The 26,132-nt window shown below is 59.1% G+C and carries 27 protein-coding genes and 1 pseudogene; 19 read left to right on the top strand and 9 right to left on the bottom strand.

The window, feature by feature from the left end:
• The 4 genes and pseudogenes from ACIOZM_RS24590 to ACIOZM_RS24575 all read right to left on the bottom strand — a co-directional run.
• A pseudogene (locus tag ACIOZM_RS24590) lies at positions 1–79 on the bottom strand (GTP cyclohydrolase I FolE); the annotation flags it as partial.
• Positions 80–156: 77 nt separating this feature from the next.
• Complete coding sequence (locus ACIOZM_RS24585) at positions 157–714, bottom strand: Smr/MutS family protein (protein WP_401218409.1); 558 nt, start codon at positions 712–714, stop codon at positions 157–159.
• A gap of 74 nt (positions 715–788) precedes the next feature.
• Positions 789–1,109 (bottom strand): hypothetical protein, encoded by a 321-nt coding sequence (locus tag ACIOZM_RS24580; RefSeq protein ID WP_401218406.1) that lies wholly within the window; start codon positions 1,107–1,109, stop codon positions 789–791.
• A 143-nt stretch (positions 1,110–1,252) separates the two neighbouring features.
• Positions 1,253–1,843: a cysteine hydrolase family protein gene (locus ACIOZM_RS24575; protein WP_401218403.1), complete on the bottom strand. Its 591-nt coding sequence runs from the start codon at positions 1,841–1,843 to the stop codon at positions 1,253–1,255.
• A gap of 239 nt (positions 1,844–2,082) precedes the next feature.
• Between ACIOZM_RS24575 and prmB the strand changes: the two genes are divergently transcribed.
• The gene (gene prmB, locus ACIOZM_RS24570) at positions 2,083–2,991 is read left to right on the top strand and encodes a 50S ribosomal protein L3 N(5)-glutamine methyltransferase (protein WP_401218400.1); all 909 of its coding nucleotides are present in this window, start codon (positions 2,083–2,085) and stop codon (positions 2,989–2,991) included.
• 123 nt (positions 2,992–3,114) lie between these two features.
• On the opposite strand, the gene ACIOZM_RS24565 is transcribed toward prmB, so the two are convergent.
• Both ACIOZM_RS24565 and ACIOZM_RS24560 read right to left on the bottom strand, forming a co-directional pair.
• Entirely contained in the window at positions 3,115–3,906 is a 792-nt protein-coding gene (locus tag ACIOZM_RS24565) for a hypothetical protein (protein ID WP_401218397.1), read from the bottom strand.
• Between the two features lie 99 nt (positions 3,907–4,005).
• Positions 4,006–4,959, bottom strand: a complete 954-nt coding sequence (locus ACIOZM_RS24560) for an alpha/beta hydrolase (protein WP_401218417.1) — start codon at positions 4,957–4,959, stop codon at positions 4,006–4,008.
• Positions 4,960–5,089: 130 nt separating this feature from the next.
• Here ACIOZM_RS24560 and aroC point away from each other — a divergent pair, with 130 nt between their 5' ends.
• From aroC to mtnC, 5 genes are all read left to right on the top strand, one after another.
• Positions 5,090–6,181 (top strand): chorismate synthase, encoded by a 1,092-nt coding sequence (gene aroC / locus ACIOZM_RS24555; protein ID WP_099758435.1) that lies wholly within the window; start codon positions 5,090–5,092, stop codon positions 6,179–6,181.
• A gap of 34 nt (positions 6,182–6,215) precedes the next feature.
• Positions 6,216–7,361 carry an MFS transporter gene (locus ACIOZM_RS24550; RefSeq protein WP_401218393.1) on the top strand — a complete coding sequence of 382 codons (1,146 nt, stop codon included), beginning with the start codon at positions 6,216–6,218 and terminating at the stop codon, positions 7,359–7,361.
• Positions 7,358–7,984, top strand: a complete 627-nt coding sequence (locus ACIOZM_RS24545) for a methylthioribulose 1-phosphate dehydratase (protein WP_401218390.1) — start codon at positions 7,358–7,360, stop codon at positions 7,982–7,984. Before ACIOZM_RS24550 ends, ACIOZM_RS24545 begins: the two co-directional genes overlap by 4 nt.
• Positions 7,985–8,078: 94 nt before the next feature.
• Positions 8,079–8,624, top strand: a complete 546-nt coding sequence (locus tag ACIOZM_RS24540; RefSeq protein WP_401218387.1) for a 1,2-dihydroxy-3-keto-5-methylthiopentene dioxygenase — start codon at positions 8,079–8,081, stop codon at positions 8,622–8,624.
• A gap of 4 nt (positions 8,625–8,628) precedes the next feature.
• Positions 8,629–9,312 (top strand): acireductone synthase, encoded by a 684-nt coding sequence (gene mtnC, locus ACIOZM_RS24535; protein WP_401218384.1) that lies wholly within the window; start codon positions 8,629–8,631, stop codon positions 9,310–9,312.
• A 178-nt stretch (positions 9,313–9,490) separates the two neighbouring features.
• On the opposite strand, the gene ACIOZM_RS24530 is transcribed toward mtnC, so the two are convergent.
• Positions 9,491–9,769, bottom strand: coding sequence for a DUF3509 domain-containing protein (locus ACIOZM_RS24530; protein WP_401218414.1), 279 nt, complete (start codon positions 9,767–9,769; stop codon positions 9,491–9,493).
• 389 nt (positions 9,770–10,158) lie between these two features.
• Here ACIOZM_RS24530 and ACIOZM_RS24525 point away from each other — a divergent pair, with 389 nt between their 5' ends.
• From ACIOZM_RS24525 to ACIOZM_RS24480, 10 genes are all read left to right on the top strand, one after another.
• The gene (locus ACIOZM_RS24525; RefSeq protein WP_401218381.1) at positions 10,159–11,997 is read left to right on the top strand and encodes a long-chain-acyl-CoA synthetase; all 1,839 of its coding nucleotides are present in this window, start codon (positions 10,159–10,161) and stop codon (positions 11,995–11,997) included.
• 98 nt (positions 11,998–12,095) lie between these two features.
• On the top strand, positions 12,096–12,614 hold the full coding sequence (locus ACIOZM_RS24520) for an ankyrin repeat domain-containing protein (RefSeq protein ID WP_401218378.1): 519 nt from the start codon (positions 12,096–12,098) through the stop codon (positions 12,612–12,614).
• A 166-nt stretch (positions 12,615–12,780) separates the two neighbouring features.
• Positions 12,781–13,311, top strand: a complete 531-nt coding sequence (locus ACIOZM_RS24515) for a hypothetical protein (RefSeq protein WP_401218375.1) — start codon at positions 12,781–12,783, stop codon at positions 13,309–13,311.
• A 71-nt stretch (positions 13,312–13,382) separates the two neighbouring features.
• A complete protein-coding gene (locus tag ACIOZM_RS24510) occupies positions 13,383–13,574 on the top strand; it encodes a PLDc N-terminal domain-containing protein (RefSeq protein ID WP_003223221.1) in 192 nt (63 codons plus the stop codon).
• Positions 13,575–13,814: 240 nt separating this feature from the next.
• The gene (gene speE / locus ACIOZM_RS24505; RefSeq protein WP_401218372.1) at positions 13,815–14,690 is read left to right on the top strand and encodes a polyamine aminopropyltransferase; all 876 of its coding nucleotides are present in this window, start codon (positions 13,815–13,817) and stop codon (positions 14,688–14,690) included.
• Between the two features lie 202 nt (positions 14,691–14,892).
• On the top strand, positions 14,893–15,126 hold the full coding sequence (locus tag ACIOZM_RS24500; protein ID WP_401218369.1) for a hypothetical protein: 234 nt from the start codon (positions 14,893–14,895) through the stop codon (positions 15,124–15,126).
• Positions 15,127–15,338: 212 nt separating this feature from the next.
• A complete protein-coding gene (locus ACIOZM_RS24495) occupies positions 15,339–15,686 on the top strand; it encodes a ribonuclease E inhibitor RraB (protein WP_401218366.1) in 348 nt (115 codons plus the stop codon).
• Between the two features lie 370 nt (positions 15,687–16,056).
• Entirely contained in the window at positions 16,057–17,466 is a 1,410-nt protein-coding gene (locus ACIOZM_RS24490) for a circularly permuted type 2 ATP-grasp protein (RefSeq protein WP_401218363.1), read from the top strand.
• A gap of 12 nt (positions 17,467–17,478) precedes the next feature.
• Positions 17,479–18,429, top strand: coding sequence for an alpha-E domain-containing protein (locus ACIOZM_RS24485; protein ID WP_401218360.1), 951 nt, complete (start codon positions 17,479–17,481; stop codon positions 18,427–18,429).
• Positions 18,426–19,235: a transglutaminase N-terminal domain-containing protein gene (locus ACIOZM_RS24480; protein ID WP_401218357.1), complete on the top strand. Its 810-nt coding sequence runs from the start codon at positions 18,426–18,428 to the stop codon at positions 19,233–19,235. The genes ACIOZM_RS24485 and ACIOZM_RS24480 overlap by 4 nt, the downstream gene beginning before the upstream one ends.
• Before the next feature lie 130 nt (positions 19,236–19,365).
• On the opposite strand, the gene ACIOZM_RS24475 is transcribed toward ACIOZM_RS24480, so the two are convergent.
• Positions 19,366–20,187 (bottom strand): c-type cytochrome, encoded by an 822-nt coding sequence (locus ACIOZM_RS24475; RefSeq protein ID WP_401218412.1) that lies wholly within the window; start codon positions 20,185–20,187, stop codon positions 19,366–19,368.
• A 586-nt stretch (positions 20,188–20,773) separates the two neighbouring features.
• Between ACIOZM_RS24475 and ACIOZM_RS24470 the strand changes: the two genes are divergently transcribed.
• From ACIOZM_RS24470 to ACIOZM_RS24460, 3 genes are all read left to right on the top strand, one after another.
• On the top strand, positions 20,774–21,979 hold the full coding sequence (locus ACIOZM_RS24470) for an acetyl-CoA C-acetyltransferase (RefSeq protein WP_401218354.1): 1,206 nt from the start codon (positions 20,774–20,776) through the stop codon (positions 21,977–21,979).
• A 24-nt stretch (positions 21,980–22,003) separates the two neighbouring features.
• Positions 22,004–24,148 (top strand): 3-hydroxyacyl-CoA dehydrogenase NAD-binding domain-containing protein, encoded by a 2,145-nt coding sequence (locus ACIOZM_RS24465; protein WP_401218351.1) that lies wholly within the window; start codon positions 22,004–22,006, stop codon positions 24,146–24,148.
• Positions 24,149–24,243: 95 nt separating this feature from the next.
• Positions 24,244–24,966 carry an amidotransferase gene (locus tag ACIOZM_RS24460; RefSeq protein WP_401218348.1) on the top strand — a complete coding sequence of 241 codons (723 nt, stop codon included), beginning with the start codon at positions 24,244–24,246 and terminating at the stop codon, positions 24,964–24,966.
• Positions 24,967–25,075: 109 nt separating this feature from the next.
• Here ACIOZM_RS24460 and ACIOZM_RS24455 read toward each other — a convergent pair whose 3' ends face one another.
• Positions 25,076–26,047, bottom strand: a complete 972-nt coding sequence (locus tag ACIOZM_RS24455; protein WP_401218345.1) for a magnesium and cobalt transport protein CorA — start codon at positions 26,045–26,047, stop codon at positions 25,076–25,078.
• Positions 26,048–26,132: the final 85 nt, after the last annotated feature.

Here is a 26,132-nt window from a genome sequence, read left to right as displayed (position 1 = left end):
GCGTGTCGAGCAGGCCCGCGCGGGAAACGTCCTCGCCCAGTTGGCCGAGAATCGCGGTGTAATTCTGTTCCAGGGACATGAAACTACCTGTGGGGATTTTCGCAAAGGACAAGGGTACGGTGGCGGACACAACCCTGCAAGTTCGGTGTGACGGCTTTACTCGTCGCGACCTTCCATCATGGTGCGTTTAAGTATCACGTAAACCGCGCCGGCACCGCCGTGCTTGGCCTGGCACGAGCAGAAGCCGAGCACCTGCGCATGTTGGCGCAGCCAGGTGTTGACGTGGCTTTTGATCATCGGGCGCTTGCCGTCCAGCCGCACAGCCTTGCCGTGGGTGACGCGTACGCAGCGGATTTCGAATTTGGTCGCTTCGGCGAGAAATGCCCAAAGGGTCTCGCGGGCCTTTTCGACGCTCATGCCGTGCAGGTCGAGGCTGCCTTCGAACGGAATCTGGCCGACCTTGAGCTTGCGCATCTGGCTTTCCTGAACCCCGTCGCGGGCCCACATCAACTCGTCTTCCGGGCCGACGTCGATCACGAACTGATCGGACAGACCATCAACGGTGGTGGTTTCAGTGCGCACGGTCGCGGACTGGCGCAGTTTGGCGATCTGGGCGCGGTCAGCCTTGGGTTTGCCGGTGTCGGCGCGGTCGTGCTTGATCGGCTTGACGCCTTGGATCGCACTTTTGAACAGGGAAAAATCGTCGTCTTGCATGTCAGCCTCCGCGAAGGGCGGCCAGTTTACCCAAGTCGACACAAAACGGCCCGGCAAAAAGCCAGGCCGTTGAGTCAGTCGTGTTTTTTCATCAGATGCGGGGACATGTTCAGTTCCCGCGATTGCCGTGCGCGACGGCGGCAACGACGCCACAGGGCGACGCCGAAGTACAGAAACAACAAGCCGACCGCCAGAATGATTGCCGAACCGAGCGGTGTTGCGTTCAAGTCGCCGAGCGCGGGAGGGCGCCCCAGCAGGCTGGCGGCTCCGGCCATCGCCAGCAGCACACCGAACGTCGCCAGAATGGCGGCGATCATTGCGCCGAATCGAAAACGCCAGTTGCTTTGGCCTTTGGGCCGCAAGCGGCGAGCGTCAAATCCATCGGATAACTTCATTCCGACCTTCCTCAATGGTATCGGCCCTTCGACCGGGAGTTGACCGGGTTGTTCCTGAGGCTAAGGCAATTGCAGCAAATGAGAGGCTTTTGCGGATGAGCGGCGGTGTAAGCCGCTCATCAGAGCTCGACCGGTGCGAACGATCAGATCAGATCTTGAGTCAGGGCGAGGGTGGCGAAGTTATCGGCCATGATCGCCATTTCGGCTTCCTGTACCAGTTCCGCGCTGATCACCCGGCCCTTGAACGGCAGGTCACGGGTCGCGCAGGCGTCTTCAACCAGCGTGCAACGGAAACCCAGGTTCTTCGCCGCGCGCACGGTGGTGCTGACGCTGGAGTGGCTCATGAAACCGCAGACGATCAGATCCAGCGAACCAAGGTTTTGCAGACGGTCCAGCAGCTCGGTGCCGTGGAAGGCACTCGGCAGCAGTTTGCCGATGATGGTTTCGTCGCCCTGCGGTTCCAGGCCCGGGATGAACTCTCCGCGCTCGCCTTGCGGATCGAACAGACCACCGACGGTGCCGAGATGGCGCACGTGCACGATCGGCCGACCGGCTGCACGGGCCGCGGCGACCAGTTGTTTGATGTTCGCGACGGCCGCATCCATGCCGCTCAGGGCCAGCGGGCCACTGAGATATTCTTTCTGGGCATCGATGATGACCACAGTGGCATGGCTCAGTGTGGCTGCTGCATAACCGCGGCCGCTGAGTTGAAACATCGTTTTTGGAACGGACATTCGGGGGCTCCTTGGGGTGGGGCTTTTGCGACATTGTCCTCTGGCTGAGCGGTTCTGTGAATCGCTACCATCGTAGGCACCGTCGTTACTGGCGTGCAGCCATGTCAAGTTACACTTTATGTTGAAAAGCTGATGCAAAAATCAGAAAACTCCCACTGCCACCACTATGTTTTTCCCGCGTCGTCGTGGCGCGTTTTGGCTGGTAGAATCGCCAGTCGTTTTTTCTGGAGTTTTGCGCCGTGATCACTTCCCGCCTTCGCACCCTGCGTGACAATATCCGTTGGGCCGTCAGCCGCTTCCATGGGGAGGATCTGTTTTTCGGCCATGGCACCGACAACGCCTGGGACGAAGCCCGGCAATTGGTACTGGGTGCGTTGCACCTGCCGTGGGAAATCAACGACAGCTACCTCGACTGCGCGCTGGAAGACGACGAACTGGTCAACCTGCAACGCCTGCTCAAGCGCCGCATCGAAGAACGCATTCCGACCGCGTACCTGCTGGGCGAGGCGTGGTTCTGTGGCATGTCGTTCATCGTTGATGAACGCGTACTGATCCCGCGTTCGCCGATTGGCGAGCTGATCGAAAACCGCTTTGCGCCGTGGATCGGCAGCGAGCCTGCGCGGATTCTCGATCTGTGCACCGGCTCCGGTTGCATCGGCATCGCTTGCGCCTACGAGTTCCAGAACGCCGAAGTGGTGCTGGCGGATCTGTCGTTTGAAGCGCTGGAAGTGGCCAACCAGAACATCGAGCGTCATGGCGTCGATGAGCGTGTTTACACGGTGCAGGGCGATGGCTTTGATGGTTTGCCGGGTCAGCGTTTCGACCTGATCGTGTCGAACCCGCCTTACGTCGATGCCGAGGATTTCGCCGACATGCCGGACGAATACCAGCATGAACCGGAGCTGGGCCTGGCCTGCGGTGATGACGGTTTGAACCTGGTACGCCGGATGCTCGCCGAAGCGGCGGATCATCTGACCGAGAAGGGTTTGCTGATTGTCGAAGTGGGCAACAGCCAGGTGCACGTTGATGCGTTGTACCCGGAAGTCGACTTCGCCTGGCTGGAGTTCAAGCGCGGCGGGCATGGCGTGTTCATGCTGACCGCCGAACAGTGCCGCAACCATCAGGCCCTGTTCGCTTCCCGCATGTAACCCTAAAAGCATCGCGGGCAAGCCACGCTCCCACAGATTCTATGTGTGCCGCAGTATTCGGGCACTACACAAATCCTGTGGGAGCGTGGCTTGCCCGCGATGGGGTCGCCTCGGTCTAAAACTTTACCGGTGCGTAGCAATCCAGATCAGCAACCCGGCCTGAAACACCGCAAACGCCACCAGACAGGTAATGGTAAAGCGCAGCCCAGCGTCTTCACGCTTGAACTTGCTGACCTTGTCTTCCTGCTTCTTCAGCTTCACTTCCTGCTCGGCCAGATTCTGCTCAGCCTGTTGCAGCATCTGCGCGGCTTCGAGAATCTCGACGATCTGCAGCTTTTCGCTGTTCCAGTCACCGAGCAAGTCACCGACCTGCACTTCCTTGACGCTGCCCTTCAAATGCTGGGCATCGGCGTAGACCACGTCAAAACCGTGAACTCGCAGAAAGTGATCACGACGCAGACGGGTGTCTTCGTTCAGCGCGTCCTTGTTGTTCAAGTCCATGCCGTCGACGGTGTAGGCGGGCCAGCGCTTTTTCGCCCAAGTGATGCCTTGAGCAGCCATGAAGCGGCCGATGCCACGGTTCATTGGCTCGATCTGCAAGCCGCTGTCCGGGCCGAAATGCACGCGCTTGGTGGCGTGATCGACCCACACATCAAGAATATTCTGTTCTTTGCGCACACGCTGGCCGGGCAACTTGATCGCCATGCGCATCAGGCTGCGTTCTTTGCTGGTGCGCTCGGCGTAACCGAACTCGACAAAGCGCAGCGGCCGGCCGCCGGTATTGCGGTCGGTCTGCAGCGGGGCCAGGCGGAGCATCTTGTGGTGCTCGACGTGGACATCCGCCCACGGCAGCTCGACCGCTGGCGGTGCGTCTTTTTCAGCGGTGGTGTCGGGTGAAGTCGGGGTATCAGTCATAACGGCGAGATCCTGTCCAAGCCCTGCTTGCCGCCAGCTGTTGCGCTGGCGACAAAGGCTTATCGGCCGTTTTCTTCAGGACTGGAGGGCAAACCTCGGTTAACGGGTGTGAAGTCCGTCAATAAACTCAAGAATTCGGCTGCCCAGTTCCGCCGCCAACGGCAAATTCGGGTCCTTGTACGAGGCCATTTGCCGTTTCACGTCGGCGGGGACGATGCGCATGACGTGGTTCATGCCTTCGATCACGGCCAGTTGAGCATCGGGTTTGGCGGCTTTCAGCGCCTGCGCATCACCGACTTCGACCTGCATGTCGTTGCTGCCCTGAACGATCAGCGCCGGCATCTTCAGTTGCGCGAAGGCCTTGGCCGGGTTCTGCCGGAACAGCGAAATCAGATACGGCTGCACACTCGGCCGGAAAATCGTCTGCAACGGCGCCGGCACATTGTCATCGGTGTGGCCGGCCTTGAGACTGTCGAGCAGCTCATTGCTGCGCTGCATCAGCGGCGGCGGCAGGCTACGGGCCAATTGTTCGCGGATCACCTGATCGACCGGGCGGGCACTGCCGGACAAAGAAATCACCGCCGCCGCATCGGCACCCGGCGCCGCCAGCGTGGCAATCAGCGCGCCTTCACTGTGGCCGAGCAAAATCAGCGAGCCGAAACGCGGGTCAGCCTTGAGCTTGCGCGCCCAGGCCTGAGCATCGGCGACGTAGGCTTCGACCGACAGATTGCGCTCATCCGGCGTCGCAGCAAGGCTCGCGGCCACGCCACGCTTGTCGTAACGCACGCTGGCGACGTTGTGTTTGGCCAGCACCCAGGCCAGACGCTTGAGGCTGTCGTTGCGCCCGCCGTCCGGGTTGTTGCCGTCACGATCTGTAGGACCAGAGCCGGAAATGATCAGGACAACCGGCACCGGGTTGTCAGATTTTGGCAGCAGCAGCGAACCAAAAAGCTCACCAGTACCTGTATCCAAAGTCATCGGACGTTGCAGGACGGTGGCATGGGCAAAACCGGTAAACAGGGTAAGACTCAAGATCAGAACTCGCAGCATCATCACGCCATCATTCGCCAAGGTGCCGGTTGGACTCACCAACACCACTAAGGTTCGAGGATGAACTAGTCGGTTAGCCTGCGTATACTGGCGCGCAATACGAATTTGGGTTTGATTTCACGGAGCGTCCTGCATGTCCGGCAATACCTACGGCAAGTTGTTCACTGTCACCACCGCGGGCGAAAGCCATGGTCCGGCGTTGGTCGCCATTGTCGACGGCTGCCCGCCGGGCCTGGAAATCTCGCTCGAAGACTTGCAGCGCGACCTTGATCGCCGCAAGCCAGGCACCAGCCGCCACACTACCCAGCGCCAGGAAGCCGACGAAGTCGAAATCCTCTCCGGCGTGTTCGAAGGGCGCACCACCGGTTGCTCCATCGGGCTGCTGATCCGCAACACCGATCAGAAGTCCAAGGACTACTCGGCGATCAAAGACCTGTTCCGTCCGGCCCACGCCGATTACACCTACCACCACAAATACGGCGAGCGCGACTATCGCGGCGGTGGCCGCAGCTCGGCCCGTGAAACCGCAATGCGCGTGGCGGCCGGTGCGATTGCCAAGAAGTACCTGGCGACCCAGGGCATCGTCATTCGCGGTTACATGAGCCAGCTCGGCCCGATTGAAATCCCGTTCAAGACCTGGGATTCGGTCGAAGACAATGCGTTTTTCAGCCCTGATCCGGACAAAGTCCCGGAGCTGGAAGCCTACATGGACCAACTGCGTCGCGATCAGGACTCGGTCGGGGCGAAGATCACCGTGGTTGCAGAAGGTGTGATGCCGGGGCTCGGCGAGCCGATTTTCGACCGTCTCGACGCTGAACTGGCCCACGCGCTGATGAGCATCAACGCGGTGAAAGGCGTGGAAATCGGCGCCGGTTTCGCCAGCGTCGCCCAACGCGGCACCGAGCATCGCGACGAAATGACTCCGGAAGGTTTCCTCAGCAACAACGCTGGCGGCATCCTCGGCGGCATTTCCTCCGGTCAGCCGATCGTTGCGCATCTGGCCCTGAAACCGACGTCGAGCATCACCACGCCGGGCCGCTCGATCGACATCCACGGCAACCCGGTGGACGTGATCACCAAGGGGCGTCACGACCCGTGTGTCGGCATCCGCGCCACGCCGATTGCCGAAGCGATGATGGCCATCGTGTTGATGGATCATCTGCTGCGTCACCGTGGGCAGAACGCCGATGTGCGCGTGAGCACTCCGGTGCTGGGTCAGCTTTAATGGCAAACCCTAAAGCCGCTGCGGCATAACCGGCGTGGCGGCGCTCCCTTACTGGCGGCTGTCCAGTTTCTACCTGTTCTATTTCGCCTTGCTCGGCTCGACGGCGCCGTTTCTGGCGCTGTACTTCGATCACCTCGGATTCAGCGCCGCACGCATCGGCGAGCTGGTGGCGATACCGATGCTGATGCGCTGCGTGGCGCCGAACATCTGGGGCTGGCTCGGCGATTACACCGGTAAACGGCTGGCCATCGTGCGTTTCGGCGCGGTGTGCACGTTGCTGACGTTTTCGCTGATTTTCGTCAGCAAGACCTACGCCTGGCTGGCGATGGTCATGGCCTTGCACGCCTTCTTCTGGCACGCCGTGCTGCCGCAATTCGAAGTCATCACCCTTGCGCATTTAAACGGGCAAACCTCGCGTTACAGCCAGATTCGTCTGTGGGGCTCGATTGGTTTCATCATCACCGTGGTAGTCCTTGGGCGCCTGTTCGAATGGTTGAGCCTCGATATTTACCCGGCGGCGCTAGTGCTGATCATGGCCGGCATTGTGCTGAGCAGTCTGTGGGTGCCGAACGCGCAACCGGCGCAGGGCAATCGGCCGACGGGCGAGGGCTTCCTTAAACAGCTGCGCAGTCCCGGCGTGCTGGCGTTTTACGGCTGCGTCGCGCTGATGCAGATGAGCCACGGCCCGTATTACACATTTCTGACCTTGCACCTTGAACGACTCGGCTACAGTCGCGGCGTGATCGGCATGCTCTGGGCGGTCGGTGTGGTCGCCGAAGTGTTGATGTTCATGGCCATGAGCCGGATTCTGGCGCGCTTTTCCCTGCGTCGGGTGCTGATGGTCAGTTTCCTGCTGGCAGCGCTGCGCTGGTTGCTGCTAGGTTCATTCGCTGAATTTCTTTGGGTGCTGCTGTTTGCCCAAGTGCTGCACGCCGCCACATTCGGCAGTTTTCATGCTTCTGCCATCCAGTTCGTGCAACGTAGCTTCGGTGCGCGCCAGCAAGGGCAGGGTCAGGCGTTGTACGCTGCGCTGGCCGGTACCGGTGGCGCATTGGGCGCGTTGTATTCCGGTTACAGCTGGAATGCCCTCGGCGCGACATTGACCTTTAGTATTGCCAGTCTCGCAGCGCTCGCTGCTGCCGTTATCATTGCCACCCGAATGCAAGAGGACAGGCCATGAGCCTTACGCGTGAACAGCTTGCCCAGCAGATCATCGACGCCGGGCGTTTTTTATATGGTCGCGGCTGGTCGCCGGCCACCAGCAGCAATTATTCGACGCGCCTGTCGCCGAGCGAAGCGTTGCTGACCGTGTCCGGCAAGCACAAAGGCCAGTTGGGTCTGGACGATGTGCTGGCCACCGATTTGTCCGGCAATAGTCTGGAACCGGGCAAAAGGCCCTCCGCCGAAACCCTGCTGCACACTCAGCTGTATAGCTGGCGCCCGGAGATCGGTGCGGTGTTGCACACCCATTCTGTGAACGCCACGGTGCTGTCGCGCCTGACCCCGGAAGACTTCATCGAATTCGAAGACTACGAACTGCAAAAAGCCTTCAGCGGCGTTTCGACCCACGAATCCCGGGTGCGCGTGCCGATTTTCGACAACGATCAGGACATTGCGCGCCTCGCCGCCAAGGTGCAGCCTTGGCTCGAAGCCCATCCCGATTGCGTCGGATATCTGATCCGTGGCCACGGCCTCTACACCTGGGGCGCGCAGATGAACGACGCGCTGCGGCAGATCGAGGCCTTCGAATTCCTGTTTGAATGCGAGTTGAAAACCCGCAGCGTCATGAACCGCCAAGGCTGACTTCACCAGAAGTAGCCCATTTGCCTGATGAAATGCTGTGCCCGACCGGTCTCAAAGAACCGGACGGCAAGGCCGATACCGAGGAATTGCCCCAATGAGCAGCCTGTCCGTCTATCACGTTTCCAGCCCCGACATTCCGAACAAGGTGCTGACCCATCTCGAAGACATCGCCTCGACGCTGGCCGAGCAGGGCGTGCGTTTCGACCGCTGGCAAGCCGCCGCGAAGATCCAGCCCGGCGCCAGTCAGGAAGAAGTGATCAGCGCTTATAAAGAGCAGATCGACAAGCTGATGACCGAGCGTGGCTACATCACTGTCGATGTCATCAGCCTCAACAGCGATCATCCGCAAAAAGCCGAGTTGCGCGCCAAGTTCCTCGAAGAACACCGCCATGGTGAAGACGAAGTACGATTTTTCGTCGCTGGCCGTGGGCTGTTTACCCTGCACATCGACGATTACGTCTACGCGGTACTTTGCGAGAAGAACGATCTGATCTCGGTCCCGGCCGGCACCAAACACTGGTTCGACATGGGCGAGCATCCGCATTTCGTGGCGATTCGTCTGTTCAACAACCCTGACGGCTGGGTTGCCAACTTCACCGGCGAAGACATCGCCGGCCGCTTCCCGCGTCTGGAGGACTGAGCCGATGTCGATCAAAGTCATCCTCACCGACATCGAAGGCACCACCAGCGCGGTGAGTTTCGTCTTCGACGTGCTGTTTCCCTACGCCGCCAAATACTTGCCGGACTTCGTTCGCCAGAACGCCGACCGCGCCGATGTTGCTGCGCAGATCGAAGCCGTGCGCCGTGACAGCAATGAGCCGCAGGCTGATGTTGAACGCGTCGTTGAAATTCTCCTGAACTGGATCGCCGAAGACCGCAAAGCCACGCCGCTCAAGGCATTGCAGGGCATGGTCTGGGAGCAGGGTTATCAGGCGGGGCAGTTGAAGGGGCACGTTTATCCGGATGCCGTTGAAGCGCTGAAGCGCTGGCATCAGGCCGGTTATCAACTGTTTGTGTATTCGTCCGGCTCGATCCAGGCGCAGAAACTGATTTTCGGCTGCTCGGAAGCAGGCGATCTGACGCCGTTGTTCAGCGGCTACTTCGACACCACCTCAGGGCCCAAGCGCGAGGCGCAGTCCTACAGCAACATCCAACAAGCCATCGGCGTTGAACCGGCGCAGATCCTGTTCCTTTCGGACATCGTCGAAGAACTCGACGCAGCCCAAGCAGCCGGCCTGCAAACCTGCGGCCTGGCCCGTGAAGGCGGCGAGCTGCAAGGCCACGTAACCGTCGACAGCTTCACCGGCATCGAACCAGAAGCCTTTTAATCCACATAAATCAAATGTGGGAGCCAGCCTGCTGGCGATAGCGGTAATTCCTATAAACAGATGTTGCCTGACCCACCGCAATCGCCAGCAGGCTGGCTCCCACAGGGTTTTGTATCAGCCACAAAAAACAGGCCGTGAAGCTTTCGCTCCACGGCCTGTTTTGTTTAACGTGTCTGTCTTATGCCGAATGATAGGTCGGCAGAGCAAAACGCTGTTGGCTTTGCAGCATGCCGATCTGCGGCAATTCGCTGGCTTGTTCAGCCAGGTCACGGCGGATCGCGCTGATTGCCCACGACAGTTGATCGCCGGCATGCATTTGCTGATAGGTCAGTGCGCGTTTAAACACTTTGCCGTCGCTGCTGCGCAGGGTCAGCAGAATCCCGCCATCGGGGCGTGGGGCAGTGGTGACGTCGAAGTTGGAGAACAGGGAGGTAAATTTTTCTTGGATCAGGCTCATGTCTTTCAGCTCCGTATGCACTTGAATGGCAAGCATGCAGAGGAGGTTGCAGCGTTTGTGCCAGCATTCGAATTTAAATAAAACGTTATAAAACAACGAGTTATAAAATTCGTTAATTTCGCTGCTCGTGCAATCTGCATGAATGGCCATCGTGCATCCTGCATTTTGCGGGATCGTTGTCGATTCAACGGAACCAATCGACAACGCCACGATCCTCGCCACGCCTCAAGGATTGGCGGATACAAAACATTGCAAAAACCGCGTGTACAGCCCGAGAAGCGCTGACGTATTTTCGACCTCGACCTTCGTTGCCAAACGCCGGTTGCGTCAGCCAATTGCCCGACAATAAAAAAACCGGCCAGCACGTCATGGCCGAACGGGGAACCGCCATGAGTCACGCGCCAAGCGACACGATTACCTGGAGCATGATGCTCCGCAAACTGCCGATGATCGCCAAAGCCATCCCACGGGTGGTCAAGGGCATGAAAGTCGCCAACGTCACGGACCCGACCCAAACGTGTGGCCTCGGCTGGACATTCGAACAAGCGACCCTGCGCAATCCCGATGGCCCGGCGTTATTGCAGGGCGAGGTGCTACTGAGCTATTCGCAGGTCAATCAATGGGCCAATCGCATCGCCCACTATCTGGTCGAGCAGGGCATTGGCAAAGGCGACGTGGTCGCAGTGTTCATCGAGAATCGCCCGGAACTGCTGGTGACGATTCTGGCGCTGGCCAAGGTCGGCGCGGTCAGTGCGTTGCTCAACACTTCGCAGACCCGCGATACGCTGATCCACAGCGTGAACCTGGTAGCGCCAGTGGCGATTGTCGTCGGTGAAGAGTTGCTGCCGGCGTTTGCCGCTGTGCGCGAGCAAGTGTCGATTGCGCCGCAGCGTTGCTGGTTTGTCGCCGATCAGGACACCTACAGCCACCCGGGGATTGCCCCCGAGGGTTACGTCAATCTGATCAGCGCCAGTGCTGATGCTTCCGGGGAAAATCCGCCAAGCAGTCAGCAGATTTTCTTCGACGATCCCTGTTTTTACATCTACACCTCCGGCACTACCGGCCTGCCCAAGGCTGGCGTGTTCAAGCATGGGCGCTGGATGCGCAGTTCGGCGAGCTTCGGCATGATCGCCCTCGATATGCGTCCCGAAGACGTCGTTTATTGCACCTTGCCGCTGTATCACGCCACCGGCCTTTGCGTGTGCTGGGGCTCGGCGATCAATGGGGCATCAGGGTTTGCGATCCGCCGCAAATTCAGCGCCAGTCAGTTCTGGAGCGACGTACGCCGCTACCGGGCGACCACCATCGGTTATGTCGGCGAACTGTGCCGCTATCTGGTGGACCAACCGCGCAGCGCCGATGACAGCCGTCACGACGTGCGCAAGATGATCGGCAATGGCCTGCGCCCCGGCGCCTGGGCCGAGTTCAAGACGCGTTTTGCGGTCGATCACATCTGCGAGTTGTACGCGGCGAGTGACGGCAATATCGGTTTCACCAACATCCTCAACTTCGATAACACCATCGGTTTTTCGCTGATGGCCTGGGAGTTGGTGGCCTACGACCATGACAGCGGGGAACCGCTGCGCAGCGCCGATGGATTCATGCGCAAGGTCGACAAGGGTGAGCAGGGCCTGTTGCTGGCGCGGATCGATGAAAAGGCACCGCTCGACGGTTACACCGATCCGCAGAAGACTGCCAAGGTCGTGCTGCACGATGTGTTCGTCAACGGCGACCGCTTCTTCAATACCGGTGATCTGCTGCGCAATATCGGTTTCGGTCATGCGCAATTTGTTGATCGCCTGGGCGACACCTACCGCTGGAAGGGCGAAAACGTCTCGACCACCGAAGTCGAAAACCTGCTGCTGCAACATCCGCATATCTCCGAAGCCGTGGCTTACGGCGTGGAGGTTCGCAACACCAACGGGCGTGCTGGCATGGCCGCGATCACTCCCGCCGAATCCCTTGCAACCCTGGATTTCGCTGAACTGCTGACCTTCGCCCGCGAGCGCATGCCAGCCTATGCAGTGCCGTTGTTCCTGAGGGTCAAGGTGAAAATGGAAACCACCGGCACCTTCAAATATCAGAAAACACGACTGAAAAGCGAAGGCTTCGACCCCGGGCAGACGGGCGATGATCCGATCTACGCGTGGTTGCCCGGCAGTCAGACGTATGTGCAGGTCACCGATCAGGTTTTGGCTGAAATACATCAAGGCAAGTACCGTTATTGATTCTGGCTATCGGTGATTTTTAGAAAAAGGGGGTGACAGCTTTCGTCTCGCTCGGGAAACTGTCGGCATTTCCGATTGACCGAAAGTGGAGTTGCCCCATGTCCGAACAAAGCCGCCAGATGACCCCTGAAGAAGCCGCCGAATTCAGCGAGCAGGTTTTCAACAAGGCACGCGACGGTGATGCGCAGATGCTTGATCGCCTGGTCAGCGCCGGTCTGCCGGTGAATCTGAAAAACAGCAAGGGCGATACCTTGCTGATGCTCGCCAGCTATTACGGCCACATCGACGCGGTAAACGTGTTGCTCAAGCACAAGGCTGATCCAGAGCAGCGCAATGGCAATGGCCAGAGCCCGATTGCCGGTGCGGCGTTCAAAGGTGATCTGGCGGTGGTCAAGGCACTGGTTGAGGCCGGCGCTGAAATCGAAGGCTCGTCGTTCGATGGTCGCACCGCGCTGATGATGGCGGCGATGTTCAACCGCGTTGAAATCGTCGATTACCTGATCAGCAAGGGTGCCAATCCGCAAGCCAAAGACGCCAATGGCGTGACCGCGCTGGACGCTGCCCGCACCATGGGCGCTGTCGATACCACGGCGCAGCTTGAAAAACTGCTCGGTTAATCAGGTCAAAAGATCGCAGCCTGCGGCAGCTCCTACATTGACTGTGTTCGCCGGCCATTTTGCGGATGAACGCTGAACCCGTAGGAGCTGCCGAAGGCTGCGATCTTTTGCTTTTCTGCGCTATCCTTCGCGCCCTCAAAACTCCCATCGCCACAGGATCTGCCCCATGAAAGCTGCACTCGTCGAACTCATCAGCAAAATCAGCTCCGGCTGCATGGGCGAGGACGAGATCCTGAAGGTCGCTGACGAAGCGGCGCAGGCCTACGCCGATACCGACGCTTTTCTGGCCGCCAATCCGGACATCAACTACGACGAAACTTTCCCGATTCCATTGGGCGAGTGGGTCGTGGTCGGCAGCCTGCCGGAAACCGTGCTGTTCCAGGCCGACACCTACGTTGACCTGTTTGCGCAGATCGTTGCTTCGTTCGGCCCCGGTGTCGATTTCAACCTCAAGCCCAAGCAACTGGCCAAGACCGAAGCGCTGACTGCGCTCAACCGCATTCAGGTGCAGATGAGCAGCATGAACAAGGAAAATGGCGGTTACACGCTGATGAACTTCAGCCAGTTGCTCGACGATGAGCTGCAAATGGTGCTGGTCTTCGGCAACGATATTCCGCGTGTGCTGGAGTTGTGTGCCCAAGTCGGCATCACCGCTGCGCCGGCGCTGGAAGCCTTGAAGATCGCGATTCACGTCTGAACACAATAAAAGGGAACCCTGCTCAGGCCCGTCTATCCTAAGAGTGGATGCCACTACTCTGGAGCGACACCATGGGTTCCACGTTCAACGGTCTGATCGGCCTGATCATTCTTGCCCTCGATATCTGGGCCATCATCAATGTGCTGAAAAGCGGCGCCGAAACCGGGATGAAAATCCTCTGGGTACTGCTGATCATCCTCCTGCCAGTGCTGGGCCTGATCATCTGGGCCATCGCCGGGCCGCGGGGCAACGTCCGGATCTGACGCGATCTCCAGAACCCTGCAATACCCCTGTAGGAGTGAGCCTGCTCGCGATAGCGGAATATCAGTCAAAAACACATCGACTGGTAGATAGCTATCGCGAGCAGGCTCACTCCTACAAGGGATTGTGGTTTGCCGATCAACAGAGGTTCGACCTGTCATCTTGCGCAACGTAGAATGCGCGCCTTTCCCGGGCAATCTGCACCACGATCGGCGCCCGCGCATTCATCGGAGCACTTCACCATGACCGTCAACAAAACCAGCGAGTACCTGGAAACCCTCTACGAAGGCTACGGCCAGCGTTTTCGCATGGAAAAACTGCTGCACGAAGTGCGCACCGAACACCAGCATCTGGTGATCTTCCAGAACCCGCGCATGGGCCGGGTAATGGCGCTGGACGGCGTGATCCAGACCACCGAAGCCGACGAATTCATCTACCACGAAATGCTCACCCATGTGCCGATCCTCGCCCACGGCAGCGCCAAGCGCGTGCTGATCATCGGCGGCGGTGACGGCGGTATGCTGCGTGAAGTGACCAAACACGCAGGTGTCGAACACATCACCATGGTCGAGATCGACGGCACCGTGGTCGACATGTGCAAAGAGTTCCTGCCGAACCACTCCAAGGGCGCCTACGACGATCCACGTCTGAACCTGGTGATCGACGACGGCATGCGTTTCGTCGCCACCACCACTGAAAAATTCGACGTGATCATTTCCGACTCCACCGACCCGATTGGTCCGGGTGAAGTGCTGTTTTCGGAAAACTTCTACCAGGCCTGCCACCGCTGCCTGAACGAAGGCGGGATTCTGGTAACCCAGAACGGCACGCCGTTCATGCAGATCGACGAAGTCAAAACCACCGCCGGTCGCCTGCGCAGCCTGTTCCCGGACTGGCACTTCTATCAGGCGGCCGTGCCGACCTACATTGGCGGTTCGATGACTTTTGCCTGGGGCTCGACCAACCCTGCCTACCGCAAACTGAGCCGTGAAACCCTGCAGCAGCGCTTCATCGGCAGCGGCATCGTCACGCGCTACTACAACCCGGAAATCCACATCGGCGCGTTCGCTCTGCCGCAGTACGTGCTGCAAGCGATCAACAAGCCAAGCAACGACTGAAAAAACGCATTTCCCCTGTAGGAGCTGCCGCAGGCTGCGATCTTTTGATCTTGCTTTTAAAGATCAAAAGATCGCAGCCTGCGGCAGCTCCTACATGTGATTTTTTTCATCTTCGGCCGCTGTAATCCTTTTGAACCAACTCTCGCTATTCAAAGTCGAGATATAGGTAAGCCCATCTACGGGTTTGATCGAGGAGGCACCGATGCAAAAGTGGAAAGTCACTTTCGTGGACGATCATGGTGAAACGATCAATGAAGTCTTCGAGTGCGAGGAATGCCCGAACCATGAGCAGGCCGCCAAACTCATCAAAGGCCGGCTGCTTCCCGTTGCCGCCGAACTGGACCTGAACGATCTGGAAGGGCGCACCGCCGATGCTGGCGTGAAAAGCCTGAAAACCCAGAACAGCATCGAAATCCGCAGTATCACTCCCGTCTGAAATTCTTCCGATTATCTTCAGCTCCAGACCTTGGCAGCGGCTCTATCTTGAGGCTACTCTGCAATCGAGATCAGCGAACGGATCGCTAAGGTCTGGTCTTGTCAGCTACATGCTTGCTTCCCGCCGACAACACGGTTGTCGTAGCGCCCTGGTCAATCGACCCGGTGCAGGGAATACGGAAAGTCTATCCATCTATGCGAGGGGGACGATTCATGAGCACAGCCTATCAAGAAGACATCAGCACCCACGTGCTGCGCCGCATGAAAGAAGGCGGTTTCGATTTTTCCCGGTTCCATCCCATCGAGTTCTACGCCATTTTCCCGGACGAGGAGCGGGCGCGCATAGCAGCAGGCAAATTTCGCGGTGAATCCATCAATGCTCAGGTCAGCGTGCGCGACGACGGCGCGTGGGCCCTGGAGCTAAGCAAGGTGATGTACGCGACCTACGACGACATCGGCGATTTCGAGCAGGGCTTCTCCGCCGTGGTCGAGCCGTTGGGCGGCATTATTGAGGGCTGGGGTGTCAAGCAGGAGGTGCGCAACCGCCATCGCCTGAACTGACTCAGTGTGTGGATGAACAACGGCTGGCCTTCGGGTCGGCCGTTGTCGTTTTTCAAGCGCAAAAAAAAGCCACCTGGGCAGGTGGCTAAAGGGAAGAGCGATTGAGCTGACAACTCCTGCAATGAAGTTTCCAGCAGATGTGCGGATTATCCGCAGCCAACGGCGAGCAGTGAAATCAACTCTGACTATGCTGGTGATAGGCGATTGCACTGCGTCGCAATGAGGCGGGGGCGGTCTGGTTGGGGCATTGGCCGCACAGGAATGGTGCGGTGCCAGCGACGTGATTATCCAACCGATTGAAATCAAAGCGTTTCTGCCGATGGCACGGGCCTTGCGATGGTCTGGATGTCCGGGTGACAAGGAGTACGGCATGATCCGCACCTATTTTGATGAGATGTACGACGCTGGCGGCCAGGTCCGCCCGCATTATCGGGAGTTTGCCCGTTGGCTTGCCGAGACGCCTGACGAGCTTCTCGCCCAACGGCGACGCGAGGCCGATCTGCTGTTTCATCGCGCCGGGATTACCTTCACGCTCTACGGAGACGAGCAGGGCACAGAGCGCCTGATTCCTTTCGATACCATTCCGCGCAGCATTCCTGCCAGCGAGTGGCGGATCGTCGAGCGCGGCTGCATCCAGCGGGTCAAGGCGTTGAACATGTTTCTCGCCGACCTCTATCACGAGCAGCGCATCATCAAGGCCGGGATCATTCCGGCTGAGCAGGTGCTGGCCAACGAGCAATATCAGTTGGCGATGCAAGGGCTGGATCTGCACCGCGATATCTATTCACATATTTCCGGCGTCGATCTGGTGCGCGATGGCGACGGCACGTATTACGTGCTCGAAGACAACCTGCGCACCCCGAGCGGCGTGAGCTACATGCTCGAAGACCGCAAGATGATGATGCGCCTGTTCCCCGAGCTGTTCGCCGCTCAGCGCATCGCGCCTATCGACCATTATCCGAACCTGTTGCTCGACACCCTGAAAAGCTCCAGCCCGATTGATGATCCGAGCGTGGTGGTGCTGACGCCCGGGCGCTTCAACAGCGCGTTTTTCGAGCATGCCTTTCTCGCACGAGAAATGGGCGTTGAGCTGGTCGAGGGGGCGGACTTGTTCGTGCGTGACGACAAGGTCTTCATGCGTACCACCGACGGCCCGAAATCGGTCGATGTGATTTACCGTCGCCTCGACGACGCCTTCCTCGATCCGCTGGCGTTCAATCCGGATTCAATGTTGGGCGTGCCGGGGCTGCTGTCGTCCTATCGCTCCGGCAACGTGGTGCTGGCGAACGCCATCGGCACTGGTGTCGCCGACGACAAATCGGTGTACCCGTTTGTCACCGACATGATCCGTTTCTACCTCGACGAAGAGCCGATCCTGAAGAACGTGCCGACCTGGCAGTGCCGCAATCCGTCTGAACTTTCCCACGTGCTGGCCAATCTTCCAGATCTGGTAGTCAAGGAGACCCAGGGCTCGGGCGGTTACGGAATGCTGGTCGGGCCGGCGTCAACCAAGGCGGAGATCGACGCGTTCCGCGAGCGGATCAAAGCCAAACCCCACGCGTACATCGCGCAACCGACGTTGTCGCTGTCGACCTGTCCGACCTTTGTCGAAAATGGTATTGCGCCGCGCCACATCGACTTGCGCCCGTTCGTGTTGTCGGGTCGCGAAACGCGGGTCGTACCGGGCGGTTTGACCCGGGTCGCGCTGCGTGAAGGCTCTCTGGTGGTGAATTCATCCCAGGGTGGCGGAACCAAGGACACCTGGGTGGTCGAGGATTGAAGGAAGCTTGCCATGTTAAGTAGAACTGCCTCGGATCTGTATTGGATGTCGCGTTATCTGGAGCGGGCGGAAAACCTCGCACGGATGCTCGACGTCAGCTATTCGCTGTCGCTGATGCCGCAAGACGGGCGCGGTGATGGTCTGCACGAACTGGCAATGCCGTTGCTGATTACCGGCACTCTCGACGATTACCTCGAACGCCACGGTGAACTGCACGCCGAACGGCTGCTGCATTTCTTTGCTCTCGATGCCGCCAACCCGGCGAGCATCTACAGCTGTCTGGGTTCGGCGCGGGCCAGTGCGCACGCGGTACGTGGGCGAATCACCGCTGACATGTGGGAAAACATCAATTCCACCTGGCTAGAGATTCGCGGCATCGCGCAGCAGGGCCTCAGTCGTTACGGCATGAGCCGTTTTTGCGAATGGATAAAGGAGCGTTCGCACCTGTTCCGTGGCGCGTCTTACGGCACCATCATGCGTAACGATGCATTTCGCTTCATTCGTCTCGGTACGTTCATCGAGCGTGCGGATAACACCCTACGGCTGCTTGATGCGCGTTACGAAATGGCTGGTGATCAGGCCGAAGCAGTCAGCGACGGCACGGCCCACGCCTACTATCAGTGGAGTGCTTTGCTGCGGGCCTTGTCATCGTTTGAGGCCTACACCGAAATCTACCGCGACGCACCCGGTGCCCGGCATGTCGCCGAACTGCTGCTGTTGCGCGCCGATGTACCGCGTTCGCTAAGGGCTTGCACCGAAGAAATCGACCAGATTCTTGCGCAACTACCGGGCGCCAACGGCCGTCCGGCACAACGGCTCGCCGCCGAAATGGACGCACGCCTGCGCTACACCGGTATCAACGAAATCCTCGAGGAAGGCCTGCACGCCTGGCTGACCGAATTCATCCCGCTGGTGCGCCAATTGGGCAACGCTATTCACAGTTCCTACCTGGAGGCTGCATGAGACTTTCCATAAGCCACGAGACCACCTATCACTATGAAGATCAGGTGCGGGCGAGCATCCAGTACCTGCGACTGACACCCCACGACAGCGAGCGTCAGCATGTGCTGAGCTGGCAACTTGACCTGCCACGCCCGGTGCGTGCGCAACTCGATCCGTTCGGCAATATCCTGCATGTGCTGACCATGGATGAGCCGCACGAGGCGATCATCATTGGTGCTCGCGGTCAGGTCGATATCGACGAATTGCGCGAGGCTGAGCATGAGAGCCAGTCAGCGTTGCCGTTTTTGCGTTTCACCCGACTGACCGAGGCTGACGAGGCTTTACGAGCGTTTGCAGCCAAAACCTGCAAGCAACGTCGCGACCGCTCTGGGCTGATTGATTTGATGCACGGCCTGAATCAGTACATGACCTACACGCCGGGCTCTACCGAAGTCGATACCAGCGCGGCTGAGGCGTTCGCCGGACGTGCAGGCGTTTGTCAGGATCACGCTCATGCGTTTCTGGCCTGCGCACGCAGCCTGGGGATTCCGTCGCGTTATGTATCGGGTTATCTGTACAGCGAGGATTGCGAACACCTGGCCAGTCACGCTTGGGCCGAAGCCTGGCTGGATGACGCCTGGTACAGCTTCGATGTGACCAACGAACTGGCCCGGCCAGAACGACATCTGAAACTGGCGGTAGGTCTGGATTACCTCGATGCCTGCCCGGTACGCGGAATGCGCCGGGGCGGCGGGTGTGAGCAGATGCATGCGAAGGTGTTTGTATCGCCCACCCCGATGCCGGTGATCTCCGTCCAGCAACAGTAAAATCCGGGACACCGCTATCGCTGGCAAGCCAGCTCCCACAGGTAAAGCACCGATCCTGAGTCAACGGTGATCCTGTGGGAGCTGGCTTGCCAGCGAAGAGGCCGGTGAGGGCAACCAAAGGCTCAAACGATCAGGGCCTGACCTTGCGCCCCGTCATGTGCTGCAAATACCCAACCAGCATCTGCAAATCCCCATCCGGCAGCACTTCCTTAGAAAACCCCGGCATCTTCGCCTGCGGCCACTGCCGCAAACTCTGCGGATCGCGAATGTAGCGCTTGAGGAAATCCGCACCAAAATATTCAGTCGGGTTATACGGAATATTCAGATCCGGCCCGAACTGCGCATCTCCCGCGCCGTTCAACCGGTGGCACGCCAGGCAATTCTTCTGAAACAGCGCAAAACCCAGATTCACCGGGTCATCAGCCTTCAGCGTAGCGTCCGGCAGCAGGGCAGGGAAGCGCTCCGCCACTGGCGCCATGCGCTTGATGCTGGCCACTTCGAACGGCCATTGCTCCGGGCTGATATTGCCGGCCTGCGGGTCCGTCCACACCAGATAAAACGGTCCGGCGCTGTGCTTGCCTTCGGAGAGTGGCGGCCACGGGTGAGCGGGGTCTTCAATCGCCAGCCAGGCGCGTGAGCCTGATGTATTGAGCAGCGGCGCAGCAGCCAGTTCGGCGGCAAATCCGTCCAGCGCCACCGCTTGCAGGTGATCGTCGGGATTGATACCGGTCAGCAGCGCAGCCAGAGGCACTGCCCGATAGGTCATGTCCTTCTTGTAGGACACATCATTCTTGATCGTGAGGGTCTGCACCTGAGGATGCTTGAGCAATTCCTCGGTCTGCCAGGTGCGAGTAGTTTCGCCCAACTGCAGATTCAGCTGTGCGGCAGACAAGGGCGAGCTCAACAGCAAAGCCCCAAACACCATGAGCGCTTTCAAATGATCGCCATCCATGTCCTGGAAATGCGCAAAGGTTGGCACAGCCACGCTGGCCCGCCTAGCAGGCCAGTCACACTTCTTGGTGGCAATAATCAACTCGTGCCGTTTGAATCAGCCGATTACCCGCGTCAGGTTCGGCAAAATCAGTAACAGCGTCGTGGCGAAGAGAATGAGCCCTGCTTGACGAACTTTCGAATGTTTGAACATGGCTTGACCGCCTTTTTTGTTATTTCCTGATGTCTGCCTGCATATCCATGACGGCAAACGTTGCACTTCCTGTTGAAGAACGCCTGCCTCGGCAAAACCCGACGACCATGACGTACATCTTCTACCTTAGGGCCCGCGTCAGACTTGGCTTAGATCCATTTCGTATTTATTTACTGCCAGTTGCGATGAAAAAGGCATGAGGCGTATTGCCAGCTTCTTCGCCGCCCGCTTGCTAGACAACTCGCTGACCTGAACCGGTTCACCTCGCGTCCCATGACCGTCCGTCTGAGCGTGTGCGTCAATGCCATTGAGCGCTGTGGTCATTGAATCCGTGACCGCCCGGGCCAACAGTGAGAGCACAAGAAATCACTCACCGCACAGGTTCGAGGACGTCATGACCGAAGCTTTGATTTTCGATGCGTTACGCACACCCCGTGGCAAGGGCAAGGCCGATGGCGCCTTGCACAGCGTCAAACCCGTCAATCTGGTTGCGGGATTGCTCACTGCGCTGCAGCAGCGGACCTCGCTGGACACCAGCCAGGTCGATGACGTGGTGCTCGGTTGTGTCACGCCGATTGGCGATCAGGGCTCTGACATCGCCAAGACTGCGGTGCAAGTAGCCGATTGGGATGTCAGCGTGGCCGGTGTGCAGATCAATCGTTTCTGCGCTTCGGGACTGGAGGCTGTGAACCTCGGCGCCATGAAAGTGCGCTCAGGTTTTGAAGACTTGGTGGTGGTTGGTGGCGTCGAGTCGATGTCGCGGGTGCCGATGGGCAGCGATGGTGGCGCCTGGGCGCTGGACCCGCAGACCAATCTGCACAGCCATTTCACCCCGCAAGGCGTCGGCGCGGATCTGATCGCCACACTTGAGGGTTTCAGTCGCCAGGACGTCGATGCCTACGCGTTGTACTCGCAACAGAAAGCGGCGCGGGCGCGAGCAGATGGTTCGTTCAATAAATCGCTGGTGCCGGTGCAGGATCAGAACGGCATCATTCTGCTCGATCACGATGAATTCATTCGCGCCGAATCGACTCTGGAAGGTTTGGGCAAGCTCAAACCGAGTTTCGAGATGATCGGGCAAATGGGCTTCGACGCTACTGCGCTGCGGGTCTACAGCCATGTCGAGCGGATCAATCACGTGCACACCCCGGGCAACAGCTCCGGGATTGTCGACGGCGCGGCGTTGATGCTGATCGGCTCCGAAGCCAAGGGCCGGGCGCTGGGCTTGCAGCCTCGGGCGCGAATTGTCGCCACAGCGGTCACCAGCACCGACCCGACCATCATGCTCACCGGCCCGGCGCCGGCCACGCGCAAGGCACTGGCCAAGGCCGGCTTGCGCGTCGAGGACATCGACCTGTTTGAGGTCAACGAGGCGTTTGCTTCGGTGGTGTTGAAGTTCATCAAGGACATGGCAGTCGACCCGGACAAGGTCAACGTCAACGGCGGCTCCATCGCCATGGGCCACCCGTTGGGCGCCACCGGGTGCGCAATCCTCGGCACCTTGCTCGATGAGCTGGAGGCACGACGCCTGCGCTATGGCCTGGCGACGCTTTGTGTCGGCGGCGGCATGGGCATTGCCACCATCATCGAACGCCTCTGAGCCCCGAATTCAAGGAACCTTGTTATGAGCGAAGCCATTCGTTACGAAAAAGGCCAGGACGCTATCGTTGTCCTGACCATCGACATGCCGGGCCAGAGCGCCAACACCATGAACGCGGTGTATCGCGAGGCGATGGCCGCCTGCGTCGCGCGGCTGGTGACTGAAAAGGACAGCATTGCCGGGGTCATCATCACGTCGGCGAAGAAGACTTTCTTTGCCGGTGGCGATCTCAATGAATTGATCAAGGTCGGCAAACCTGAAGCCAAGGCCTTTTACGACATGGTGCTGACCCTAAAGGGCCAATTGCGCACGCTGGAAACCCTCGGCAAACCGGTGGTCGCGGCGATCAATGGCGCGGCACTCGGTGGTGGTTGGGAAATCTGTCTGGCCTGCCACCATCGGGTGGCGCTGGACGATTCGTCGGTGCAACTCGGTCTGCCGGAAGTGACGCTCGGCCTGCTGCCGGGCGGCGGCGGGGTGGTGCGCATGGTGCGCATGCTCGGCATCGAAAAAGCCCTGCCGTATCTGCTCGAAGGCAAAAAAGTTCGGCCACAACAGGCGTTGCAGGCCGGTCTGATCGATGAGTTGGCGGCGGATCGTGATGAGCTGTTGGCCAAGGCCCGTGCATGGATTCTCGCCAATCCGTCGGCGGTGCAGCGTTGGGACGTCAAGGGTTACCAGATTCCGGGCGGCACGCCGTCGAACCCGAAAGTCGCGCAGATGCTGGCCATTGCTCCGTCGATCCTGCGCAGCAAAACCCAGGGCACGATGCCTGCGCCGGAAAAAATCCTGTGTGCGGCAGTAGAGGGCGCCCAAGTTGATTTCGACACCGCGCACCTGATCGAAACCCGGTACTTCACCGAATTGACTACCGGGCAGATCTCGAAAAACCTGATCGGCACGTTCTGGTTCCAGCTCAATGAAATCAACGCTGGCGGCTCGCGTCCGAAAGGATTTGCGCCATCAGTCACGCATAAGGTCGGCGTGCTCGGCGCCGGCATGATGGGCGCGGGCATCGCGTTCGTCAGCGCCTCGGCGGGTCTCGAAGTGGTGCTCAAGGACATCACCCTCGCCGCAGCCGAGAAGGGCAAGGCGCATTCGGCAGCGCTGTTGGACAAGAAAGTCGGCCGTGGGCAGATGACGGCTGCGCAGCGGGAGACGATTCTGGCGCGGATTCATCCTGCGGAAAATGATGCCGATCTGGCTGGCTGCGATCTGATCATCGAAGCGGTATTCGAAGATCGTCAACTCAAGGCCAAGGTTTCGGCAGCAGCGCAGAAAGTTGTCGGCGCCGATGCGGTCATCGCTTCCAATACCTCGACCTTGCCGATCACCGGGCTGGCGACTGCGGTGCCGGATCAAAGCAAGTTCATCGGCCTGCACTTCTTCAGTCCGGTAGAAAAAATGCCGCTGGTGGAAATCATCAAAGGCGCGCAGACCAGCGACGAAACCCTGGCGCGCGGCTTCGACTTCGTCCTGCAAATCAAGAAAACCCCGATTGTGGTCAACGACAGCCGAGGCTTCTTTACCTCGCGGGTGTTCGGCACCTTCACCAACGAAGGCATCGCCATGCTCGGTGAGGGCGTGAGCGCGCCGATGATCGAGACCGAAGCGCGCAAGGCCGGGATGCCGGTCGGGCCTCTGGCAATCTCTGACGAAGTTTCCCTCAGCCTGATGAGCCATATCCGTCAACAAACGGCCAAAGACCTGCAAGCAGAAGGGAAACCGCTGATAGAGCATCCGGCCTTCGCCGTAATTGACTTGCTGCTCAACGAATACAAACGGCCCGGCAAGGCCGCAGGCGGCGGTTTCTATGATTATCCGGCGGGTGGGCAGAAACATCTGTGGCCCGAGCTGAAAAGCCGTTTCGAGAAGGCTGACGGGCAGATTTCGCCGAAGGATGTACGTGATCGTCTGCTGTTCGTGCAGGCCATTGAAACCGTGCGCTGCGTGGAGGAGGGCGTGCTGACTTCGACGGCGGATGCCAACGTCGGCTCGATCTTCGGTATCGGTTTCGCAGCGTGGACCGGTGGCGCATTGCAGTTCATCAATCAGTACGGGGTGAAGGATTTCGTCGCCCGTGCGCAGTATCTCGCCGAGCAGTATGGCGAGCGCTTTACGCCACCGGCGCTGCTGCTGGAGAAAGCTGCGAAAGGAGAGCTGTTCTAAGCGACACGGGACACATTCCGGGGCTTGCCTTGTCAGGGTGTTTCAAGGCAGGCTCTGGGGTGTTCATTATTCCCATCACGTGTCAGGTATTTTTTATGTCGCTACGCATCTGCATTCTGGAAACCGACATCCTGCGTCCGGAACTGGTCGATCAATATCAGGGTTATGGGCAGATGTTCCAGCGCCTGTTCTCGCAGCAACCGATTGCCGCCGAGTTCACCGTGTACAACGTGATGCAGGGCGAATACCCGAGCGACGATCAGACTTTCGATGCGTACCTGGTCACCGGCAGCAAGGCCGATTCGTTTGGCACCGATCCGTGGATTCAGACCCTCAAGCAATACCTGCTGACCCGCTACGAGCGTGGCGACAAGCTGCTCGGCGTGTGCTTCGGCCACCAATTGCTGGCGCTGTTGCTGGGTGGCAAGAGTGAGCGTGCGACTCAGGGCTGGGGCGTCGGCACCCACAACTACAAACTGGCGGCCAAAGCGCCGTGGATGAGCCCGGTACGGGAAGAGCTGACGCTGCTGATCAGCCATCAGGATCAGGTCACCGCACTGCCGGAAAACGCCACGGTCATCGCCTCCAGCGATTTCTGCCCGTTTGCGGCGTACCACATCAACGATCAGGTGCTGTGCTTCCAGGGGCACCCGGAATTCATTCACGACTATTCGCGAGCGCTGCTGGAGCTGCGTCAGGAAGCGTTGGGTTCGCAGATTTACAGCAAAGGTGTGGCCAGCCTGGAGCAAGAGCACCACGGCGCTACAGTGGCTGAATGGATGATGCGCTTTGTGGCGCACAAACCTGCGGCGGCCTGAAGCTGAAAAGCATCGCCAGCAGGCTGGCTCCCAAAGGGGGATCTGCGTTATTGCGCAGACCCTGTGGGAGCTAGCCTGCTAGCGATTTTCCCTGGCGACAAGGTATTCCTTACAACCAACCCGACTTCTTGAAACTCGCCCACAAACTCACACATCCCACCGCAATAAACCCCAGCACGGTGAAATAGCCGTAATGCCAGCTCAGCTCCGGCATGTTCTGGAAGTTCATCCCGTAAATCCCCGCCACCGCCGTCGGGAACGCCAGAATCGCCGCCCAAGCAGCAAACTTGCGCTGCACCACACTTTGTCGTGACGCTTCCAGCAACACACCAATTTCGATGGTCTGGCTGGCGATGTCCGCCAGAGTCGTCAGATCTTCCATCTGCCGCGTTACATGAATCTGCACATCGCGGAAGTACGGGCGCATGTTCTTGTCGATAAACGGGAAGCTGAGCTTTTGCAGCTCTTCGCTGATTTCCACCATCGGCGCTGCATAACGGCGCAGACGTACGACATCGCGGCGCAGGCCATGCAGCTTCTGAATGTCGCGCTCGTTCAGCGCACTGCACAACACGTTGCGCTCCAGCTCATCGATTTCAGCGTGGATCGCTTCGCCCACTGGCTGATAGTTTTCGATCACGAAGTCGAGCAGGGCATACAGCACAAAATCTTCGCCATGCTCCAGCAACAGCGGCCGCGCCTCACAGCGTTGGCGGACGTGAGCGTAAGACGCCGAGTGGCCGTTGCGTGCGGTGATGATGTAGCCCTTGCCGGCGAAAATATGCGTCTCGATAAACTGCAAGATGCCATGTTCACGAATCGGCGAGTAAGTGACGATAAACAAAGCGTCACCGAAGGTTTCCAGTTTGGGCCGACTGTGTTTTTCCAGAGCATCTTCAATCGCCAGTTCGTGCAGGTTGAACTGACGTTGCAGGTTGGACAGTTCCTGCGCGCTCGGCTCTTCGAGGCCGATCCAGACGAAGTGGCCGGGTTTGGCGGCCCAGGCTGCGCCTTCGTCGAGGGAAATATTGGTGACTTTCTTACCCGCACTGTAAACCGCAGCAGCAACAACTCGACCCATGGTGGTGGTTCACTTCTTCTTGGCAGATGGCAGGGAATACAAGGCTTCAGCTTAGCCGTGTCGCTGCTTGAGAGTCAGTGAAATC

Origin of the sequence: Pseudomonas sp. NPDC087346 (genome assembly GCF_044744235.1) — a bacterium.
Taxonomy (GTDB): Bacteria; Pseudomonadota; Gammaproteobacteria; order Pseudomonadales; family Pseudomonadaceae; genus Aquipseudomonas.
The sequence above is the reverse complement of the archived record's forward strand: the minus strand, read 5'-3'. Positions and strand labels throughout refer to the sequence as shown.

What these genes read in the sequence shown, in the direction of transcription:
- ACIOZM_RS24585 (WP_401218409.1), bottom strand. Translation starts at nt 714, where the DNA reads ATGCAAGACGACGATTTTTCCCTGTTCAAAAGTGCGATCCAAGGCGTC.
- ACIOZM_RS24580 (WP_401218406.1), bottom strand. Translation starts at nt 1,109, where the DNA reads ATGAAGTTATCCGATGGATTTGACGCTCGCCGCTTGCGGCCCAAAGGC.
- ACIOZM_RS24575 (WP_401218403.1), bottom strand. Translation starts at nt 1,843, where the DNA reads ATGTCCGTTCCAAAAACGATGTTTCAACTCAGCGGCCGCGGTTATGCA.
- ACIOZM_RS24565 (WP_401218397.1), bottom strand. Translation starts at nt 3,906, where the DNA reads ATGACTGATACCCCGACTTCACCCGACACCACCGCTGAAAAAGACGCA.
- ACIOZM_RS24560 (WP_401218417.1), bottom strand. Translation starts at nt 4,959, where the DNA reads ATGATGCTGCGAGTTCTGATCTTGAGTCTTACCCTGTTTACCGGTTTT.
- aroC (WP_099758435.1), top strand. Translation starts at nt 5,090, where the DNA reads ATGTCCGGCAATACCTACGGCAAGTTGTTCACTGTCACCACCGCGGGC.
- ACIOZM_RS24545 (WP_401218390.1), top strand. Translation starts at nt 7,358, where the DNA reads ATGAGCCTTACGCGTGAACAGCTTGCCCAGCAGATCATCGACGCCGGG.
- ACIOZM_RS24540 (WP_401218387.1), top strand. Translation starts at nt 8,079, where the DNA reads ATGAGCAGCCTGTCCGTCTATCACGTTTCCAGCCCCGACATTCCGAAC.
- mtnC (WP_401218384.1), top strand. Translation starts at nt 8,629, where the DNA reads ATGTCGATCAAAGTCATCCTCACCGACATCGAAGGCACCACCAGCGCG.
- ACIOZM_RS24530 (WP_401218414.1), bottom strand. Translation starts at nt 9,769, where the DNA reads ATGAGCCTGATCCAAGAAAAATTTACCTCCCTGTTCTCCAACTTCGAC.
- ACIOZM_RS24525 (WP_401218381.1), top strand. Translation starts at nt 10,159, where the DNA reads ATGAGTCACGCGCCAAGCGACACGATTACCTGGAGCATGATGCTCCGC.
- ACIOZM_RS24520 (WP_401218378.1), top strand. Translation starts at nt 12,096, where the DNA reads ATGTCCGAACAAAGCCGCCAGATGACCCCTGAAGAAGCCGCCGAATTC.
- ACIOZM_RS24515 (WP_401218375.1), top strand. Translation starts at nt 12,781, where the DNA reads ATGAAAGCTGCACTCGTCGAACTCATCAGCAAAATCAGCTCCGGCTGC.
- ACIOZM_RS24510 (WP_003223221.1), top strand. Translation starts at nt 13,383, where the DNA reads ATGGGTTCCACGTTCAACGGTCTGATCGGCCTGATCATTCTTGCCCTC.
- speE (WP_401218372.1), top strand. Translation starts at nt 13,815, where the DNA reads ATGACCGTCAACAAAACCAGCGAGTACCTGGAAACCCTCTACGAAGGC.
- ACIOZM_RS24500 (WP_401218369.1), top strand. Translation starts at nt 14,893, where the DNA reads ATGCAAAAGTGGAAAGTCACTTTCGTGGACGATCATGGTGAAACGATC.
- ACIOZM_RS24495 (WP_401218366.1), top strand. Translation starts at nt 15,339, where the DNA reads ATGAGCACAGCCTATCAAGAAGACATCAGCACCCACGTGCTGCGCCGC.
- ACIOZM_RS24490 (WP_401218363.1), top strand. Translation starts at nt 16,057, where the DNA reads ATGATCCGCACCTATTTTGATGAGATGTACGACGCTGGCGGCCAGGTC.
- ACIOZM_RS24485 (WP_401218360.1), top strand. Translation starts at nt 17,479, where the DNA reads ATGTTAAGTAGAACTGCCTCGGATCTGTATTGGATGTCGCGTTATCTG.
- ACIOZM_RS24480 (WP_401218357.1), top strand. Translation starts at nt 18,426, where the DNA reads ATGAGACTTTCCATAAGCCACGAGACCACCTATCACTATGAAGATCAG.
- ACIOZM_RS24475 (WP_401218412.1), bottom strand. Translation starts at nt 20,187, where the DNA reads ATGGATGGCGATCATTTGAAAGCGCTCATGGTGTTTGGGGCTTTGCTG.
- ACIOZM_RS24470 (WP_401218354.1), top strand. Translation starts at nt 20,774, where the DNA reads ATGACCGAAGCTTTGATTTTCGATGCGTTACGCACACCCCGTGGCAAG.
- ACIOZM_RS24465 (WP_401218351.1), top strand. Translation starts at nt 22,004, where the DNA reads ATGAGCGAAGCCATTCGTTACGAAAAAGGCCAGGACGCTATCGTTGTC.
- ACIOZM_RS24460 (WP_401218348.1), top strand. Translation starts at nt 24,244, where the DNA reads ATGTCGCTACGCATCTGCATTCTGGAAACCGACATCCTGCGTCCGGAA.
- ACIOZM_RS24455 (WP_401218345.1), bottom strand. Translation starts at nt 26,047, where the DNA reads ATGGGTCGAGTTGTTGCTGCTGCGGTTTACAGTGCGGGTAAGAAAGTC.